The sequence below is a fragment of the Streptomyces sp. SKN60 genome (assembly GCF_026236535.1).
Lineage (GTDB): Bacteria > Actinomycetota > Actinomycetes > Streptomycetales > Streptomycetaceae > Streptomyces.
In genome coordinates this window covers 1-17,099 of record NZ_JAHTMW010000005.1, presented here as the reverse complement: position 1 = coordinate 17,099, position 17,099 = coordinate 1, and the positions used below count along the sequence as shown (strand labels likewise).

At 72.4% G+C, this 17,099-nt stretch carries 21 protein-coding genes; 6 read left to right on the top strand and 15 right to left on the bottom strand.

Annotated elements, in window-relative coordinates; all coding sequences use genetic code 11:
- Positions 1-4 precede the first annotated feature (4 nt).
- The 5 genes from KV205_RS09785 to KV205_RS09765 all read right to left on the bottom strand — a co-directional run bounded on the left by KV205_RS09785 (position 5) and on the right by KV205_RS09765 (position 2,439).
- Positions 5-280, bottom strand: a complete 276-nt coding sequence (locus tag KV205_RS09785) for a hypothetical protein (protein WP_265863733.1) — start codon at positions 278-280, stop codon at positions 5-7.
- Positions 277-648: a hypothetical protein gene (locus KV205_RS09780; protein ID WP_265863732.1), complete on the bottom strand. Its 372-nt coding sequence runs from the start codon at positions 646-648 to the stop codon at positions 277-279. The genes KV205_RS09785 and KV205_RS09780 overlap by 4 nt, the downstream gene beginning before the upstream one ends.
- Positions 649-1,065: 417 nt before the next feature.
- On the bottom strand, positions 1,066-1,482 hold the full coding sequence (locus tag KV205_RS09775; RefSeq protein ID WP_265863731.1) for a hypothetical protein: 417 nt from the start codon (positions 1,480-1,482) through the stop codon (positions 1,066-1,068).
- 61 nt (positions 1,483-1,543) lie between these two features.
- Positions 1,544-2,155: an SMI1/KNR4 family protein gene (locus tag KV205_RS09770; RefSeq protein WP_265863730.1), complete on the bottom strand. Its 612-nt coding sequence runs from the start codon at positions 2,153-2,155 to the stop codon at positions 1,544-1,546.
- Complete coding sequence (locus KV205_RS09765; protein ID WP_265863729.1) at positions 2,152-2,439, bottom strand: hypothetical protein; 288 nt, start codon at positions 2,437-2,439, stop codon at positions 2,152-2,154. The genes KV205_RS09770 and KV205_RS09765 overlap by 4 nt, the downstream gene beginning before the upstream one ends.
- Positions 2,440-2,779: 340 nt before the next feature.
- Between KV205_RS09765 and KV205_RS09760 the strand changes: the two genes are divergently transcribed.
- Entirely contained in the window at positions 2,780-3,856 is a 1,077-nt protein-coding gene (locus KV205_RS09760; protein ID WP_265863728.1) for a pentapeptide repeat-containing protein, read from the top strand.
- Positions 3,857-3,896: 40 nt separating this feature from the next.
- Positions 3,897-4,415, top strand: a complete 519-nt coding sequence (locus tag KV205_RS09755; protein ID WP_265863727.1) for a GNAT family N-acetyltransferase — start codon at positions 3,897-3,899, stop codon at positions 4,413-4,415.
- Positions 4,416-4,425: 10 nt separating this feature from the next.
- Here the strand turns inward: KV205_RS09755 and KV205_RS09750 are convergent, their stop codons facing one another.
- Together KV205_RS09750 and KV205_RS09745 are read right to left on the bottom strand one after the other, a co-directional pair.
- On the bottom strand, positions 4,426-4,788 hold the full coding sequence (locus KV205_RS09750) for a VOC family protein (protein ID WP_265863726.1): 363 nt from the start codon (positions 4,786-4,788) through the stop codon (positions 4,426-4,428).
- A gap of 51 nt (positions 4,789-4,839) precedes the next feature.
- A complete protein-coding gene (locus KV205_RS09745; RefSeq protein WP_265863725.1) occupies positions 4,840-5,226 on the bottom strand; it encodes a VOC family protein in 387 nt (128 codons plus the stop codon).
- Positions 5,227-5,383: 157 nt separating this feature from the next.
- Here KV205_RS09745 and KV205_RS09740 point away from each other — a divergent pair, with 157 nt between their 5' ends.
- Entirely contained in the window at positions 5,384-6,010 is a 627-nt protein-coding gene (locus tag KV205_RS09740) for a histidine phosphatase family protein (protein ID WP_265863724.1), read from the top strand.
- 104 nt (positions 6,011-6,114) lie between these two features.
- Here KV205_RS09740 and KV205_RS09735 read toward each other — a convergent pair whose 3' ends face one another.
- Together KV205_RS09735 and KV205_RS09730 are read right to left on the bottom strand one after the other, a co-directional pair.
- Entirely contained in the window at positions 6,115-6,924 is an 810-nt protein-coding gene (locus KV205_RS09735; protein ID WP_265863723.1) for a class I SAM-dependent methyltransferase, read from the bottom strand.
- 16 nt (positions 6,925-6,940) lie between these two features.
- A complete protein-coding gene (locus KV205_RS09730) occupies positions 6,941-7,753 on the bottom strand; it encodes an MBL fold metallo-hydrolase (protein ID WP_265863722.1) in 813 nt (270 codons plus the stop codon).
- 214 nt (positions 7,754-7,967) lie between these two features.
- Here KV205_RS09730 and tpx point away from each other — a divergent pair, with 214 nt between their 5' ends.
- A complete protein-coding gene (gene tpx / locus KV205_RS09725) occupies positions 7,968-8,468 on the top strand; it encodes a thiol peroxidase (RefSeq protein ID WP_265863721.1) in 501 nt (166 codons plus the stop codon).
- A gap of 106 nt (positions 8,469-8,574) precedes the next feature.
- On the opposite strand, the gene KV205_RS09720 is transcribed toward tpx, so the two are convergent.
- Entirely contained in the window at positions 8,575-8,823 is a 249-nt protein-coding gene (locus KV205_RS09720; protein WP_265863720.1) for a hypothetical protein, read from the bottom strand.
- Positions 8,824-8,902: 79 nt separating this feature from the next.
- On the opposite strand from KV205_RS09720, the gene KV205_RS09715 reads away from it, so the two are divergent.
- Positions 8,903-10,294: an FAD-binding oxidoreductase gene (locus KV205_RS09715; protein ID WP_265863719.1), complete on the top strand. Its 1,392-nt coding sequence runs from the start codon at positions 8,903-8,905 to the stop codon at positions 10,292-10,294.
- An 82-nt stretch (positions 10,295-10,376) separates the two neighbouring features.
- Positions 10,377-10,949 (top strand): dihydrofolate reductase family protein, encoded by a 573-nt coding sequence (locus tag KV205_RS09710; protein ID WP_265863718.1) that lies wholly within the window; start codon positions 10,377-10,379, stop codon positions 10,947-10,949.
- 36 nt (positions 10,950-10,985) lie between these two features.
- Here the strand turns inward: KV205_RS09710 and KV205_RS09705 are convergent, their stop codons facing one another.
- From KV205_RS09705 to KV205_RS09685, 5 genes are all read right to left on the bottom strand, one after another.
- Positions 10,986-11,612, bottom strand: coding sequence for a LysE family transporter (locus KV205_RS09705; protein ID WP_265863717.1), 627 nt, complete (start codon positions 11,610-11,612; stop codon positions 10,986-10,988).
- A 192-nt stretch (positions 11,613-11,804) separates the two neighbouring features.
- Positions 11,805-12,086 carry an antibiotic biosynthesis monooxygenase gene (locus KV205_RS09700; RefSeq protein ID WP_265863716.1) on the bottom strand — a complete coding sequence of 94 codons (282 nt, stop codon included), beginning with the start codon at positions 12,084-12,086 and terminating at the stop codon, positions 11,805-11,807.
- Positions 12,087-12,172: 86 nt separating this feature from the next.
- Positions 12,173-15,934, bottom strand: a complete 3,762-nt coding sequence (locus KV205_RS09695) for an amino acid adenylation domain-containing protein (RefSeq protein WP_265863715.1) — start codon at positions 15,932-15,934, stop codon at positions 12,173-12,175.
- Positions 15,935-16,003: 69 nt separating this feature from the next.
- Complete coding sequence (locus KV205_RS09690) at positions 16,004-16,705, bottom strand: maleylpyruvate isomerase family mycothiol-dependent enzyme (protein WP_265863714.1); 702 nt, start codon at positions 16,703-16,705, stop codon at positions 16,004-16,006.
- Between the two features lie 6 nt (positions 16,706-16,711).
- Positions 16,712-17,099: adenosylhomocysteinase (locus KV205_RS09685; protein ID WP_265863713.1), on the bottom strand; the 388-nt coding region annotated here is incomplete at its 5' end.

The window sequence follows — 17,099 nt, the reverse complement described above, 5'->3', positions numbered from 1 at the left end:
GCGTTCAGAGCAGGTGCGGTGGCGGCACGATCAGCACCACGGCGATCAGCCGCGGCCGCAGCCGGGGAAGAGCCTGGGTCTCGAACCAGCCACCACAGGGCAGCGTGTGCCGGCGGGCAGTGCCGGGGGTGGGCTCACCGAGCTCGGAGGGGTCGATGCCGAGGTTGGCAAGGTCGACGATCTGGTCAGCGAGGACCTTCACCTCGTCGCGTACCAGCTTGGGATAGCTGGCCTCATCCTCGGCCTGGAACGCGCAGTCCCACATCCACTCACCAGTCACCGGCTGGACCCGCTGCCCGTGGCGAGGCCTGCCTCGGCTGCGGCAGCACGGCGGATACCACTGATCTCGGCGGCGATACCGAGTGCGGCGGGCGGGTCGGCGGCTTCCTCGGCGGCCGCCTCCAACTCGCGCAGCCGGGCCGCAGTCTCGGGGTGCCGGGCGATGGCGACCTCGACCGCCCAGGCCTCTGCGAACACCCGCAACGGTGTCGCCGACGTCTCCGCGCGGGCGCGCGCGGTGGCGGCCGCCCGATCCTGGTCGAACTGCGGAAGCAGGTGAGGGGCAACCTGGGCGAGCGCGGAACGGATCGCCTCGGCCTGCACGGGCGGCTGCGGTACGGCGGCGGGGTTGTGGGCGGGCTGACTCATGCCGCTTCGCTCCCTTCGTCGAGATCGCCGTTCATGCGCTCAGGCTCCCATAGAAGTCCCTTCGGAGGTGACTCCATGATGCTGGGGCCGCTCCGGTGGCCCGCCGCCACGCAGCTCACACCACAGCGTCTTCCCGTACGACCCCTGCTCCACGCCCCACCTGACCGCCACCGCCTCCACCGACCCGAGCCCCCGCCCCGATACTCGGCCCCCTCCCCCGCCTCCCGCGGTACGGGCCACACCCGCGGCGTGCGCGGCGGTCACCCGTACGGTCACGGACGCGCCCTCGCCGACGTGCCGAATGACGTTCGTCAGCAACTCGCTCACACAGAGCCTCAACTCGCCCTCGTCCTCACCGTCGCCGCCTGGGCGCCGTTCGTCGAGGCGGTCCGGTGCGGGATCTGAGGCCTTAGGGGGTCAGGGCGCCCAGTACCAGCAGTACAGGCTCAGGCCCTCCTCCGCGCGCCTGCCGGCCAAGGCCGCCAGGCGCTCAAGGAGGCCGACCGCCGTCTCGGGGGAGACCTCGTCGCCTATCCCGGTGACGATCTCGGCCCAGGTGAGGGCTGTGGTGCGAAGCCGATCCGTTCCTGCGCCGATCAACGCGGCGCGGAGCGGCTGTGGAACAGCGAAGACGGTGAAGCCGTCGTTGGCCATGGGCACCACATGCCGGAGGGGACTTTCCGCCCCCGTCAGCAGAACCTCCCACCTCGGAACCGCGTCATCCGGATAGATGCCGTCACATCGCACGGCGGGAAAGTCGTGGCTCTTGCGCGGACCTACGCGCCTTGCGGACTCGTCGTCCCCGGCGAGGAAGAACTCTCCTATGAGCACCATCTGCCGATGATGGCATGCCTCGATATTCGGGAGCCCGGCCCACTGATGGCTCCGCCCCGAGTCACCACGGGGTGAGGTGGAAGCCGCGGTCGCGCCAGTCCGTGAAGGTGGCCGGGCGGCCGGCCACCTTCAGCGGGAGGATCTGGTCGCACGTGGCGCGGCTGTCGAACCACATCTCGCCGCGGTGGGGGCCGGTGACGACCAGGAGGGTGCTGAAGCCGCAGCCGCCCTCCTGGAGGTAGACGGCGCCGGCGGTCTTCCGCTCCTCCAGGACCCCGCACTCGTCGTCCCAGGCCGCCCAGGCCTCCGCGTCCTCGCGCGGTGGCTCGCGGTCGCCCAGTTCGGCGTCGTACGCGGCGTACGAGTCGGGGTGCGGGAACGGCTCGGTGAGGAGGTCGTAGTTGGTGTCGGAGTCGCCGTACCAGACCCAGCCCCGCGGCCCCCGCCACAGCGGGCGGAAGCCGGTGCCGCGGCTGACGCGGGACAGGTGGTCGCGGTAGGCGTCGGGGAAGGTGATCCCCAGGTCGGCCTCCGCCTCGCAGATCTCGGCCTCGGTCAGCGGGGGATGCGCCGGGTCCACGTAGGTGTCCCAACGGCCGGGGATGACGAGGTCGTGGCGGTGGCCGCGTGACAGGCGCAGGTACTCGGCCGACCAGTCGCGGCCGCTCGTCATCCGTTCAGGACGCCGGAGAGGGCGGCGGCGGCCACCAGCAGCAGGACGAGGGCCGCGGTGGCGACTCCGAGCATGGCTATCACCTTGACGGGCGTCGACAGCTGCGTACGCGCGATCTTCACGTTGGTGAGCATGGCCAGCGCGCCCAGTACGCCGCCGATCAGCCCACCGACGGCGACCAGGGCCAGCGGGAGCACGGAGAGCGCCTTCTGCCAGGGCGTGAGCCCGGCGAGGGGCTTCTTCTTGTCGACGGGAGCGAGGGGACCGAGCTGCGGCTGGGACATGTCAGAGCTTTCTGTCACGAGCGGGAGAACGAAAGAAGACGACGCCCCGCCCGACGGGCTCGCGGGGCGCCCGATCGTATCCGGCCGGATGGCCCGCGAACAGGACTCGCTTCCGAGCGGCGGGGTTAGGCCGAGTGCCGGGGTGTGGCGGGCGGTGGGGAGGGGGGTGGTGTGGCATGGGGGTGTGCAGAGGAAGTGGGACCTGGGGCGGCTGCGGGTGCTCGCGCGGAGGCAGGCGACCGGGCGGGCGGAGGGTGGCCCGGCTGCTCAGCCGCGGCCCGGGGCGGGGGCGGGGGCGCGTGGGAGCCGGTTGCAATGGTGGGCGCTGGGGGCGTCCGCGTTGCCGGGGCTGGCCGCGGTGGCGGCGGTGTGGTTCACCTGGGCGCAGGTGGGTCAGGCGGCCAAGGAAGTGCGCGTCGCCGAGACCGGGCAGATCACCGACCGGTTCAACACCGCCATCGCCAATCTGGCGTCGACGTCGCCGCACGTGCGGCTCGGCGGCATCTACGCCCTCGGCCGCATCGAGCAGGACTCGCCGCGCGACGACCCCGCCGTCACCTCCGTGCTGTCCGCATACGTACGGGACCGGGCGCCGCTGTCCGCGAGGAAACCGGCGCCGGCGGGCAAGCCGCACGTGCCGCCCTCGGACGTCGCCGCGGCGCTGACCGTGCTGGCCAACCGCCGGGTGACGCCCACGCCCTTTCTCGTCGACCTCAAGGAGGTCGACCTCCGAGGGCTCGAGTACGAGGACGCCCCGGTCTTCGGAGACCTCGATACCGCCAAACGCAACTTCCGCTACGTGGATCTGTCGGGCTCGGATCTGTCCGACAGCAACCTCTCCTGGGCCGACTTCCACAGAGCCACCCTGGAGGACGCGAAGCTGACAGACGTGCTGGCGTCGGAGTCGGACTTCCGCGAGGCTTTGCTCAACACCGCGGATCTGACCCGCGCGACCCTCATCGGCTCCGACTTCACCGACGCCCAGCTGCCCTTCGCCGATCTCTCCGACGCCGTGCTCAGCAAGGCTGACGAAAGCGTCGGTGTCGTCGCCCGGAACACCGAACTCGTCGGCGCGCTGCTCTGGGGCACCAAACTGACCGGCGCCGATCTGCGCGGCGTGAACCTGCGCGACGCCTATCTCGCCGAGGCCGACCTCACCCGGGCCGATCTGACCGGCGCGAACCTGAACGGTGCGAATCTGAGCGGCGCCGACCGCACCTTCGCCGAGACCGGCGCCACCCTGGCCCGGACCTCGCTCCGGAACGCCGATCTGCGCAGCGCCGACCTGCGGGACGTCGATCTCCGGAGCGCCGATCTGCGCGGCGCGGACCTGCGCGGCGCGCGGCTGGCCGGGGCCCGGCTCACGGGTGCGAGGACCGATGCCACGACGAAGGGCCTACCGGGCGAGGCGGGGTGACATTGATCAATTTTCCTACGTACGGGGTACGTTGGCGCGCATGACTGGATTTGGACTCGCGCCCGGCGTCTGGCCGCCCGCGCCGATCCGTACCGAACGGCTTGTGCTCCGCGCCGCGGAGGCGCGGGATCGGGCGGCGTTCGTCGAGCTGTTCGCGTCGCCGGAGGTGGGTACGTACATCGGGGGCGCGCAGCCACGCGAGGAGCTGGAACGTGCCATGCCCGAGGTGCCGGGGCAGCGGCCCGGGGTCTTCGTGGTCGAGTGCGGCGGGGCGATGATCGGCACGGTCACGACCCTCGACCGGCCCGACCCCGGGCAGGCCGAGGCCGAACTCGGCTATCTGTTCCTGCCGGAGGCGTGGGGGCACGGGTACGCGGCCGAGGCGTCCGCCGCCGCGCTCGGCTGGCTCGCCCGCGCCCTGCCCGGCACGTCGGCGCTGCTCCGTACCCGGTCCGCCAACGAGCCCTCGATGCGGCTCGCGGCGAAGCTGGGGTTCACGGAGGTGAGGCGGTACGAGGAGTACGGCGCCGAGCAGTGGCTCGGCGTACGGACCCCCTGAGCGAGTGGGCTCAGGGGCCGACGTACTCGTAGACGCCGCCCTCGGGGTGGCGTACGACCGCACGGTGGCCGTTCGGGGTGGGCTGCGGCGGCATGACCACCGTGGCGCCGGCCGCGACCGCCGCCTCGACGGCGGCCGGAAGGTCGCCGACCGTGAGGGTGGCGCTCACCCCGGCGACCCGCTGCACGGCCTCGTCCGGGCCGCTGTACAGCAGGAACGGCCCGACGGCCGCGAGCCGTACCCCCGCGAAGGCGAAACGCTCGGCGGTCCGGCCGGTCAGGCGCTCGTAGAACGGGACGGCCGCGTCAAGGTCGTCGACGCGCTGGCGGGCGATGACGGAAGCGATCACGGAGTCGGTCACGGAGTCGGTCACGAAGTGGGTCCTTCCAGGGGCGAGTAACGCCGGGGCGGCGCCGGGGCGCCGTCACGCCTTGGGACGCTGGCGCAGCGAGATGCGGTTGCCGTCCGGGTCCGCCGTCTCGATGCGGATGCCGAAGCCGTAGTCCTCCGGCTCCTCCTCGTCGAAGACGACCCCGCGGTCGCGGAACACCTTGAAGTCCGCCCGCAGGTCGTCCGATTCGAGGATCACCGGGCCGGGCGTGGCGCCCCGCTCGGCCGGCTGGCCGGCGGCGGCCGGGTGCGACCAGAGGAGCAGCTCGACCGGGGTTCCCGGGACGCCCACGGTGAGGAAGCGGCCGGCGGGGTTGGGGTAGTCGATGCGCTTCTCCAGGCCGAGCTGCTCGGTGTAGAAGCGCAGGGCGCGGTCCTGGTCGGTGACGTAGAGCGTGACGTACATGATGTTGGTCAGCATGGCTCTCTCCATGGGGCTGTCGGTCGGTCTCAGAGCACTGACGGACGCCGGGAGGGGAGTGTGACCGGTCTCGGGAACCTTTTTCCGGAACCTTTTTCGGCGGAGAGTGCGTCCGTTCCGGGGTACGTCTGATCGACCGCGCCCCTGGAGGCCCCGTATGACCACCACCACCGCCGCCCGCTACCTCTACCTCGCCCGGCACGGCCAGGCCACGGACGACGAGAGCGCGCTGACCGAGGCGGGGCGGCGGCAGGCCGGGCTGCTCGGGGAGCGGTTGCGCGGGGCTCCGCTGGCGGCGATCCACCACGGGCCGCTGGCCCGGGCCGAGGAGACCGCGCGGCTGGTGGGCGCACGGCTCGACGGCGTACCGCTCGTGTGCGACGAGGCGGCCGGGGACTACGTGCCGTACGTGCCGAAGCGCGAGGAGCTGCCGGCGGAGTCGGCGGACGCGATGCTCGGCTTCCTGGGCGGGTTCCCGGCGGCGGAGCGGGAGCAGGGGCCGGGGCTCGCGGCGGCGGCGCTCGCGCGGTTCACCGGGCCGGTGGCCGGGGACGAGCCGCGCCACGAGCTCGTCGTGACGCACAACTTCCTGATCGGCTGGCTGGTACGGGCCGCGCTCGACGCGCCCGAGGCCCGCTGGCTGGGCCTCAACCACGCCAACGCGGCGCTGACCGTGATCCGTTACGCCCCCGGCCGCGCGCCCGCGCTGCTCCTCTTCAACGACACCGGCCACCTGCCGGCGGAGCTCCGCTGGACGGGCTTCCCGCCCGAGCTCCACATCTGAGCTCCACGTCTGAGCTCCACGTCTGAGGCGGGCCTGCGGACGCGCGTCAGGCCGCCGCGCGGCGAAGTCCGCCGGCGTCGCAAACCGCACCTCCGCCGGAGGCCCTAGCCGGCCGGCCTCCGGCCCCGTACCGCCCAGGCCCGCGCCGTGAGCGCGATCGAGCCGTCGCGTTCGAGCGGGACGGCCTCGGCGTACGCCGTACGGACGCGGTCGCGGTCGCCCGGGGCGAGGGAGGTGACGTAGGAGGGGGCCGGACCCTGGCCCGCCAGGAACGGCTCCCAGAGGTCGCCGAAGCCGGTGAAGTCGGTGGGGACGTCGATCGGGGCGGTCATGACGTCGGTCAGGCCGGCCTCCGCCCACAGGCCGCGCAGGCGTTCGGGGCGGCAGACCGGGAAGCGGCGGCCCTCGTCGAGGGCGACGGCCGCGGCCGGGTCGACGGTGGCGACGGCGTCCCAGAAGCGGCGCAGGAAGCCCGGGGTCTCGGCGTAGTCCCAGACGTACGCGGCGACCAGGCCGTCGCCGGGGCGGACCGCGCGGGCCATCTCGGCGGCGCCGGCGGCCGGTTCGGGCAGGAAGTTCAGGGCCAGGCCGCTGACGGCCACGTCGTACGCGCCGTCCGGCACCGGGAGCGCCGTCGCGTCGGCGACGGCGAAGGAGCCGGCGACATTGCCCCGGGCCGTACGGACGAAGGGCTCCGACAGGTCGACGCCCAGGAGGGCGCGGGGGCGGCAGCGGTCCGCGACCGCGGCCGAGAGGGCGCCGGTGCCGCAGCCCACGTCCAGCCAGCGGAGGCCGGCGCCCGTTCCCGGTCCCTGGCCGAGCCATTCCGTGAACCGGGCGGCGACGAGCCGGCTCCAGCGGCCCATGTACCGCTCGTACGCCTCGCCGCTCGCCCATACGTCGCTGCCGCCCATGGCACCGCCCTTCTCCTCAGTCCAGCGTCTCCTCCTTACCCGGCGCGAGCCAGCGCAGGCGGTCCGCGAGGTCCGGGTCGGCGGCGAAGGCGGCGGTGATGCGGGCCGGATCCTCGGCGAGGTGGGTCCAGGAGTCGAAGTGCAGGGGGATCACCCGGCGGGCGCCGAGGGTACGGGCGACGGCGGCGCCCTCGGCGGCGCTGAGCGAGAAGGCCAGGTCGCCGGTGGACGGGAAGTGCGCGTCGCCGAAGTGCAGGAAGGCGGTGTCGAGGGCGAAGCGCGCGCCGATCTCGGCGAGCGCGTCGTGGCGGACGGTGTCCCCGGAGACGTACAGCGTCCTGTCCCCCGTCCTGTCCCCCGCCTTGTCCCCCGTCCTGTCCCCCGTCTCGATGACGAAGCCGGTGACCGGGCCGGTGGCCTGCTCGGTGCCCTCGGGGCCGTGCCGGGCCGGGGTCGCGGTGACGGTGACGGTGGTGGCGCCGGCGGTGACGGTACGGGTCTCCCAGGGCGCCAGTCCCTGCGCCCGGCCGCCGAGGCGGGCCGCGGCCTCCGGCGTCGTGAGGACGAGCCCGGCCCGGCCGAGCACCTCGCGGCCGGCGCGGTCCAGGTTGTCGGCGTGCTGGTCGTGCGAGAGCAGCACCAGGTCGACCGGCGGCAGCGCGTCGGCGGCGAGGGCGGGGCCGGTGGTCCGGTGGAGGGGGCGGGCCGCCGGGTAGTCGGCGGGGGCCGCGTCGAAGGCGGGGTCGGTGAGGACGGTCAGCTCGCCGATGCGGAGCAGCACGGTGGCCGTGCCGATGTACGTGGCGGTGATGGTCGGTGCGGCGGTCATGACGCCTCCTGTGAAGGGGGTTCGACTCGACGCCGAGGAAACTAGACCGATCGGTCTCGGTTCGTCAACTGAACTTAGCAGTTCAGAAGTTGTTCACCCCTGGCCGCCGCCGAGCGGAATACGATCGGGCCGTCGGAGGCTGATCACAGCTGACGACATCACCATCCTCAGCACCACCAGCAGCAGTCAGCACTCAGTCGAAGGAGAGATCCTCATGGCGCAGGTCGCGCTCAAGGGCAACCCCGTTACGGTCGACGGCACCCTGCCCGCCGCGGGCAGCCAGGCTCCCGCGTTCACCCTGGTCGGCGAGGGTCTCGCGGACAAGTCGCTGAAGGACTTCGCGGGCAGGCGCAAGGTCCTCAACATCTTCCCGAGCGTGGACACCCCCACCTGCGCCGCGTCGGTCCGCGCCTTCAACGCCAGCGCCGCCGACCTCGACAACACCGTGGTGCTCTGCATCTCCGCGGACCTGCCCTTCGCGCAGGCCCGCTTCTGCGGCGCCGAGGGCCTGGAGAACGTGCAGAACCTCTCCACCCTCCGCGGCCGCGAGTTCCACACCGACTACGGCGTCTCCATCGCCGACGGCCCGCTGGCCGGCCTGACCGCCCGCGCGGTCGTCGTCCTCGACGAGGACGACAAGGTCCTCCACACGGAGCTCGTCAACGAGATCTCCCAGGAGCCCAACTACGAGGCCGCCCTCGCCGCCCTGAAGTAGCCCCCGCGGCACCCCGGCCCCACACCCCGGCCCCGCACCCCGCACGCACCCCGGGCCCACCCGTCGCAGCACCGTCGCGCCGGGTGGGCCCGTGGCGCGTACCGGCCTACGCTCGGAACATGTCCTCACATACGCGCACCAACTCCCGTACCGGCAACGGCTCCGGCTCGTCCCTCTCCCTCTGGTCGAAGAACTCCTTCCTCTCCATCGGGTCCGTCGGGTCCTTCATGTCGATCGGCTCGGTCGGGTCGTCGTTCTCGATCGGGTCCGTCGGGTCCTTCCTGAGCGTCGGGTCGCTGCTCTCCGCGCGGTCCGTGCTCTCCGTGATGTCGTGGCGGTCGGCGCGGGCCGTCATGAGCTCGCGGTGCGTGCCGCGCGGGCGGAAACTGGAGAAGTAGCGCGGCCGCAAGGCAGGGGTGCCACGGAGGCATGTCATGGGCGGCACGGCGGTGGAGACCCTGCGGGAGCGGCTGCGGGGCGAGGTGATCGGACCGCAGGACGCGGGGTACGACGAGGCGCGCACGGTCTACAACGCGATGGTCGACCGGCGGCCCGCGGCGATCGCGCGGTGCGCGGACCCGACGGACGTACGGGCGGCGGTGCGGTTCGCCCGTGAGAACGGCGTCGACCTCTCCGTGTACGGCGGCGGGCACAGCGGCGGCGGCCTCTGCATGGTCGACGACGCGCTGGTCGTGGACCTGTCGCACGGGCTGCGCTGGGTACGGGTCGATCCCCGGTCCCGGACCGCGCTGGTCGGCGGCGGCAGCCAGCTGGGCGACCTGGACCACGAGGCGCACGGGCACGGGCTCGCGACGCCCGCCGGGATCATGTCGACGACCGGCGTCGGCGGGCTCACCCTGGGCGGCGGGCACGGGCATCTGACCCGGGCGTACGGGCTCACCATCGACAACCTCCTCGCGGCGGACGTGGTGCTCGCGGACGGCACCACCGTCACCGCCTCCGCCGAGGAACACCCGGACCTCTTCTGGGCGTTGCGCGGCGGCGGAGGCAACTTCGGCGTCGTCACCGCCTTCCGCTTCGCGCTGCACCCGGTGGACACGGTCGGGCTCGGCGTGACGCTGTGGGAGCCGGAGCACATCGGCGCGGTGCTGCGCTGGTACCGGGAGTTCCTGCCGGCCGCGGCCGAGGACCTGAACGGCTTCTTCGCCACGCTGGTGGTGGCGCCGGGGCCGCCGTTCCCGGAGGAGATCCACCACAGGAAGATGTGCGGCGTGGTGTGGTGCACCACCGGGCCCACGGACGAGGAGAGCCTGGCGAAGCTGTTCGTGCCGGTCTCCGATCCCGCCCCGCCCGCCTTCCACTTCGCGACACCCGTCCCGTACCCCGGGATCCAGTCGATGTTCGACGAGCTGATCCCGAAGGGTCTGCAGTGGTACTGGCGCGGCGACTTCTTCGACCGGATCACGGACGACGCGATCGACGTGCACCGCTCCTTCCTGGAGGACATCCCGAGCGAGCTGTCGACCATGCACCTCTACCCGGTCGACGGCGCCGCCCACCGCCTCGGCCCGGTGGACACGGCGTGGGCCTACCGCGACGCCGTCTGGTCCGGCGTGATCGCCGGCATCAGCCCGGAGCCGGGCGACGCGGGCGCGATCCGCGACTGGGCGGTGAACTACTGGGAGGCGCTGCACCCGCAGTCGATGGGCGGCGCGTACGTCAACTTCATCGGCCAGGACGAGTCCCGGGACCGGGTGAAGGCGACGTACCGCGGGCACTACGAACGCCTGGCGGAGGTGAAGAGGACGTACGACCCGGAGAACGTCTTCCACCACAACCAGAACATCCGTCCGGCCGACCGATGAGTTTCTCGGTGATCATGGGTCGTAGTAGGTGTACGTGAGACCACCTGGACCGCTTGGACCACCGAGATCCCGAGGACACACCATGCGCAAGCTCATCGCCTCCGCCTTCGTCTCGCTCGACGGCGTCGTCGAGGCCCCGGGCGGCGAGCCCGGCTACCGCAACTCCGGCTGGACCTTCAAGCACACGGAGTTCCTGCCCGAGGCCTTCGAGCTCAAGGGCCGCGAGCAGCAGGAGGCCACGGCGATGCTGCTCGGGCGTACGAGCTACGAGGCGTTCAGCCCGGTGTGGCCGGACATGGCGGACTTCGCCGACTACAAGGAGATGCCGAAGTACGTGGTGTCCACCACCCTCGGCGAGGACGACCTGGTGTCGAACTGGGGCGAGACGACGATCCTGCGCTCCCTCGACGAGGTCGCCGCCCTGAAGGAGACCGAGGGCGGCCCGATCATCGTCCACGGCAGCGCGAGCCTGGTCCGCGCCCTCGCGGACGCGGACCTGATCGACCGCTACCACCTGCTGGTCTTCCCGCTCCTCCTCGGCGCGGGCAAGCGGCTCTTCAGCACGACGGACAAGGACGCGCAGAAGCTGCAGCTGGTGGAGCAGGAGGCGTACGCGAACGGGGTGCAGAAGCAGGTCTTCGACGTGGTGCGCTGACCCGCCCGCGCGCGGCGGGATCCGTGGGATCCGCTCTCACCCCACCAGCCGCACCGCGAGCACCACGATCAGCGTGCTCGACGCCAGGGCCGTCGCCAGGCGGCCGCGGGGACCGGTGAGGGTGCGGCCCAGGAGGGTGCCGCCGGTGGTGAGGAGGAGTTGCCAGCTGGCGGAGGCGAGGAGGGCGGCGAGGACGAACGCGGTGCGCTCGGGGGCGGAGGACGGGGCGGCCGGGCCGGTCGCGAGGATGAGGGCGGCGAAGTAGATCACCGTCATGGGGTTGAGGATCGTGATGCCCAGGAAGGTGAGGTAGGCGCGGGCCGGGCCGGGGCCGGGGGCGCCGTCGTCGCGTGAGGCGAGCGCGCCGGCGCGGTGGGCGCGGACGGCCGTCCAGGCGGCACGCACCGCGAGGACGACCAGGACCACGGCGGAGACCCACCGCAGCGGGGTCATCACCGGGGTGAGCAGCGGGACGAGGACCGAGCCGCCCGCGACCGCGAGCAGCGCGTACACGCCGTCCGCCGTCGCGACGCCGAGTGCGGCCGAGGCGCCGGTGCGCCAGCCCGTACGGGCCGTGACGGCGACGAGGTAGGCGCCGACCGCGCCGACGGGGATCGCGATGCCGTAGCCGGCGAGCAGGCCGGCGACCGCCGCGGTGATCACGCGACGGGTGGGGTCGCGCCTCCGGGGGTGCCGGGCTGCTGCTGTCGGCGCGCGGCGGCGACGACGTGGCAGGCAGAAGCGGCGGGGCGAGTGATGGCGGTCATGGCCCGTAGGGTGCCGCCGCGCCCCGCCCCGCCGCAATCGGTTTACCGCGGTCGGCTTACCGCGTTCGGCTTACCGCGGTCGCGCGGCCTACGGGTTCAGGATCACCTGCACCGCCTCGTCCACCTTCGGCATCACCGGCGGCGTCCCCATCTCCTGGAAGATCGGCGTCGCCTTCTCCACGAAGGCCTGGAACGCCGCCTCCGACTCCCAGAAGTCCACGATCCGCCAGCCGCCGGACCCGTCCGGGCCGGCCGCGTGGGCGAGGAACCCCGGCATCGGGAACCAGGGGGCCGAGGTGATCTGCTCGGTGGTGCGGCGGTAGATCTCCTCGGTGCCGCCGGGGATCTCTACGGTGACGATGACGGCCATGGGTGCTCCCGTACAGAGGATGGAGTGGGTCCCGACCAGCACAACAGCCGGGACCCCACCCCGCACGACCATGTCCGCCGAACGAACTACCTCCCCATCCGGTAGCGGATCTTCTTCACCAGCTCCTTCAGCTCCGGCGCCCGCAGCAGCCCGTAGTGGTCCGCGTCCAGCTCCACCACCGTCGGCGGGCGCTCCGACCAGCCCGTCGCCTCCTCCAGGAAGGAGTAGTCGTCGCCGCGCGCCTTGAAGACGGTGACCGGGCAGGACACCGTCCGCTCGGTCAACTCACGGAAGGTGTACGTGAATTCGAAGGTCTTCTCGACGATCGCGACGATCCGCCCGACCAGCTCCGGGTCAAGGGCGGGGAAGCTCTCCGCCACATGCTTCACGAACGACTCGGTGTCCGACACCGACGCCGGCACCTCCCCCAGCGCGCCCGCGAAGACCGACCACAGGATCTGGGTGAAGCCGGGGTTCGCGTACGAGGCGCCGCCCGCCGCCGACTCCGCCCGCACCTTCGGCGAGCCCGGCGCGATCAGGAACAGGTGCTCCACCTGCTCCCCCGCCGCCTCAAGGCGGTGTGCCGCCTCGAAGGCGACGCGGGCGCCGAAGGAGTAGCCCCACAGGGTGTACGGGCCCGAGGGCTGGCGGCGCCGGATCGCGGCGACGTCGGCCTCGGCCATCTCGCGGATGGTGGCGTACGGGCTCTCGCCCCGGTTGATGCCGTGCGCCTGCACCCCGTAGAAGGGGCGGTCGAGGCCGATCTCCTCCGCCAGGAAGCGCAGGTTCATGGTGTAGCCGCCGAGCCCGGGCCAGCAGTACACCGGCGACTGCGCGCCGGCCGCGTGCAACCGTACGAGTCGGGAGGCGGGGGCCGCGGCGGCGCCGTCCACGCGGTGGGCGAGCTTCTCGATCGTCGGGCACTCGAAGAGGATCTGGAGCGGCAGCCCCGGAGCGGCATCGCCCTCCGGGTCGGCGAACGCGCGGTTGATCTTCGTGATCAGCGCGACCGCGATCAGCGAGTTGCCGCCCGACTCGAAGAAGTCGTCCTGGACGGAGACCGCCTCGACCTCCTCGTACTTGAGCGCCGCCGCCCAGATCTCCGCGAGCCGCCGCTCGGTGCGCGTACGGGGCGGGACGTGCGGGCGGCCGTGCAGGCCCGCGTTGACGAGGGCGAGCTCGCCGAGCGCCTTGGTGTCGACCTTGCCGTTGGCGGACAGCGGCAGCCGGTCGAGGACGACGACCCGGTTGGGGATCATGTAGTCGGGCAGCTGCCGGACCAGGTCGTCGCGGATCATCTCCGCCGGGCCCTTCATGTGGACGGTGTCCTCGTACATGCCCTCGTCGAGCCGCTGCTGCTCGCTGACCCGGCCGCCGACGAAGAAGTACGACGGCCCGGTCGGCCGGCCCGCCTCCGCCAGGACCTCGTCCATGCGGCGCGCGGCGGGCAGCGGGTGACCGGACATCGAGCTGTAGCCGGAGGACATGAACCCGAGGCCGTGGCCGCCGAGTTGGAGCCGCTGGAGGGCGCGGCCGAGGTCGATGTACGAGCGCCAGGTCTCCGCGCCCCGGCTGATGACCGTCACGCCGAGCGAAGCCCGCTCGTACACCGCCTGGTTGATCGCGATGACGTGCTTCTTCTCGACGACCCCGTCGGCGATCCGCACCAACTCGCCGCCCTCGTACGCGTACTGGCCCGCGTCCAGGTCGGCGATCCGGCCCGGGTGCGCCTGGACGTACAGATCCACCTCCGGACCGGACGCCGACTCCCCGTCGTACGGGGTGAGTTCGAAGGTCGCCAGCTCGGTTCCCTCGCCGCCGCGCACGGGGCGGATGTCCAGGCCGAGCGGCGGCAGGATCTCCTCGAAGAGGCCGACCATGTGGCCGGTCTCGATCTCCAGGACCTCGCGGATGTTGTTCTTGTAGACCGGCTCGATCGCCTCCCAGGTGCCGTGGAAGCCGAAGCGGACCAGCGGATCGCCGTCACCCGCCCCCGGCTCCATCGGCTCCATCAGGTACAGCTGGTGGTGCACCGGGTGGTAGTAGTACGTGCCGGGCTCCAGGCCCGCGACGCCGCGCAGCTCCACGTACAGACGGGTCGCGTAGAGCGCGCCCGGCGAGGCGTAGCCGTACTTCGGGAGCAGCCGCTGCTCGCTGTGGAACTGGCCGAACCAGCGCAGGATCTCGCCGAGGTCGGCGGCGGTGAGGGTGCCGAGGGCGCGGGAGCCGATGGCCTCGGGGCGGCGGGCGAGGGCGGTGAGGACGTCGGCGCGGGTGACCGGGCCGCCGTCGTAGAAGCGGTAGGTCTTGCGGGCGAAGACGGTACGGCGCATCCGCTCGCTCGCGGTGCGGCCGGGGAGCTCGACGACGGGGCGGCCAGCGAGGGCGGCGGCGTCGAGGGTGCCCGCGTTGGACAGCTGCGCCTTGACCTGGAGCTTGGACTCCTTGGACTGGTGGTGGGCGCCGTGGTTGCCCTGGTCCATCAGGGCGGCTTCCTTGGGGGACAGCTCGACGCAGGCGACCAGGTTCTGGAAGCCGGTGCGCGGCTCGTTCTTGACGATGACGGCGGCGTTCTTGACCCAGTCGTGGTCCTCGATGGCGAGGGCGATCTCGTCGAGTTCGACGCGGAAGCCGCGCAGCTTGACCTGGTTGTCGGCGCGGCCGGCGAACTGCACGGTGCCGTCCTCGTCGAGGGTCGCCAAGTCGCCCGTACGGTAGAGGCGTTGGCCGTCCTCGCCGGTGACGAACTTCTCGGCGGTCAGCTCCGGCCGGTCCAGGTACCCCCGCGCCACCTGGACGCCGCCGATGCACAGCTCGCCGTCCCGTATGTGGAAGGCGGTCTCGTACGCCGGTCTGCCGATCGGTATCGCGGCCGGTCCGGCGGCGACCGTGGCGCGGTCGACGGTGTGCGAGGAGGCGTTGATGGTGCACTCGGTGGGGCCGTACAGGTTGACCAGGTCGGCGTCCGGCAGTTCGCCGAGCACCTGAACGGCGAGGTTCCGGGACAGGATCTCGCCGCCCGAGTAGACCCGGCGCAGGCTGGTGCAGGAGGCGAGGCGCTCGGTGTCGACGAGGGCCTGGAGGAGGGTCGGCACGCACTGCAGCATGGTGACGTCGTGCCGCCGCACGGTGTCGATCAGGCCCTCGGGGTCGCGGTAGACACCGGGCGGGCCCATGGCGACGCGGGCGCCGACGGCCGGGGCGAGGATCTCCCACTGGGCGGCGTCGAAGCTCATCGGCGTCTTCTGGACGACGGTCTCGCCGGGGCCGAGCCGGTGCTCGGCGGCCATCCACTCCATCTGGGAGACGATCGAGCGGTGCTCGACCATCACGCCCTTGGGCTTGCCGGTGGAGCCGGAGGTGTAGATGACGTACGCGAGCTGCGACGGATCCAACTCGGCGTCGACGATGGGCTGTTCGGCGCCGGCGGTGCGCCAGGCGTACTGGACGGCGTCCCTGAGGGTGACGACGGTGGTGCCGGACGGGGCGAGCTCGGCGACGCGGTCGCGGAACGCCTCCTGGGTGAAGACGATCCGGGCGCCGCTGTCCTCGATCATGTAGCGCAGCCGCTCCTCCGGGTACTCCGGGGAGAGCGGCACATAGGCGCCACCGGACAGCACGACGCCCCACGTGCCGATCACCAGTTCGAGCGACGGTTCGACGTGGACGCCGATCCGCTGGTCGGCGGTGACGCCGAGGGTGCGGAGGTACGTGGCGAGGACGGCGGCGCCCTCGTGGAGCTCGTGGAAGGTGAGGGTGTCGTCCTGGAAGGCGACGGCGATGTGGTCGGGCCGCGCGTCCGCCTGGGCGCGCAGCAGCCGGTCGAGTGTGGGTAAACGGGTCGACATAAGGGTCCTCTTCACTGGCGTGAGTGAAAGGGGTGGGCCCCGGTCCACCAGGACCGGGGCCCGCCGCCCTCAGCGGTAGATGAGAAGTTCCTGCTCCGTCGCGCCCGTCAGCTCGTACCGCGTCCTGACCAGCGGGCGTCCCGAGTAGATGCGGATCAAGGTGGCCGCATCGCCGCGGAAGCGGGCCGGGGCGCGGCCCTCGACGGCGTTGCCGAGGTCGACCTCGCCGCCGCCCCGGTCCGCCAGGACGCCGACCAGACGCGGGGTCTCCCGCTTGCGGCTGGTGACGGAGAGCAGCGGCAGGGCCAGGTCCAGGGCCTCGCCGCAGTAGGCGCCGGGCTCGCCGAAGGCCTCCCGTACGTCCCCGGCGTGCACCCACTCGCCGAGCGCGACCGCGTCGAGCCGGCCGTCCGCCCGCTCGGCGATCACCGGGCCGGCCTCGGTGAAGCCGCGCTCCAGCTCGTCGAGGACCCGGCCGAGCGGCCAGTCCTCGCGCTCGGCCACGTCACAGGCGTTGGCCTCCGGCAGGAACACGCCCTCCTCCAGCCGCCCCTCGACGATCCTGACGAGCGCGGCCCCGCAGTGCGCGAGCACCTGCCGGGCGGTCCAGCCGGGGCAGGCGGTGCGGTTGGCGTACGCCTCCTCCGGCGTGCGCCGGAGCAGCGGCATCAACAGGTCCCGTTCCGTGGTCAGGAGCCGGTCCGGGAGCCACGGGTCACGTACGTCGACGTCGACGTCGGTGCCGGTGTCGGTGTCGGTGTCGGTACACATACGGCCTCAGTAGCGGTAGTGGTCCGGCTTGTACGGGCCCTCCACCAAGACGCCGATGTACGATGCCTGCTCCGGGCGGAGGGTCGTGAGCCGCACGCCGAGGGCGTCGAGGTGGAGGCGGGCGACCTTCTCGTCGAGGTGCTTGGGGAGGGTGTACACGCCGATGGGGTAGTCGCCGGTCTTCGTGAACAGCTCGATCTGGGCCAGGGTCTGGTCGGCGAAGGAGTTCGACATCACGAAGGACGGGTGGCCGGTCGCGTTGCCGAGGTTGAGGAGGCGGCCCTCGGACAGGACGATGACGACCTTGCCGTCGGGGAAGGTCCAGGTGTGGACCTGGGGCTTGACCTCGTCCTTGACGATGCCGGGGGTGCGGGCGAGGCCGGCCATGTCGATC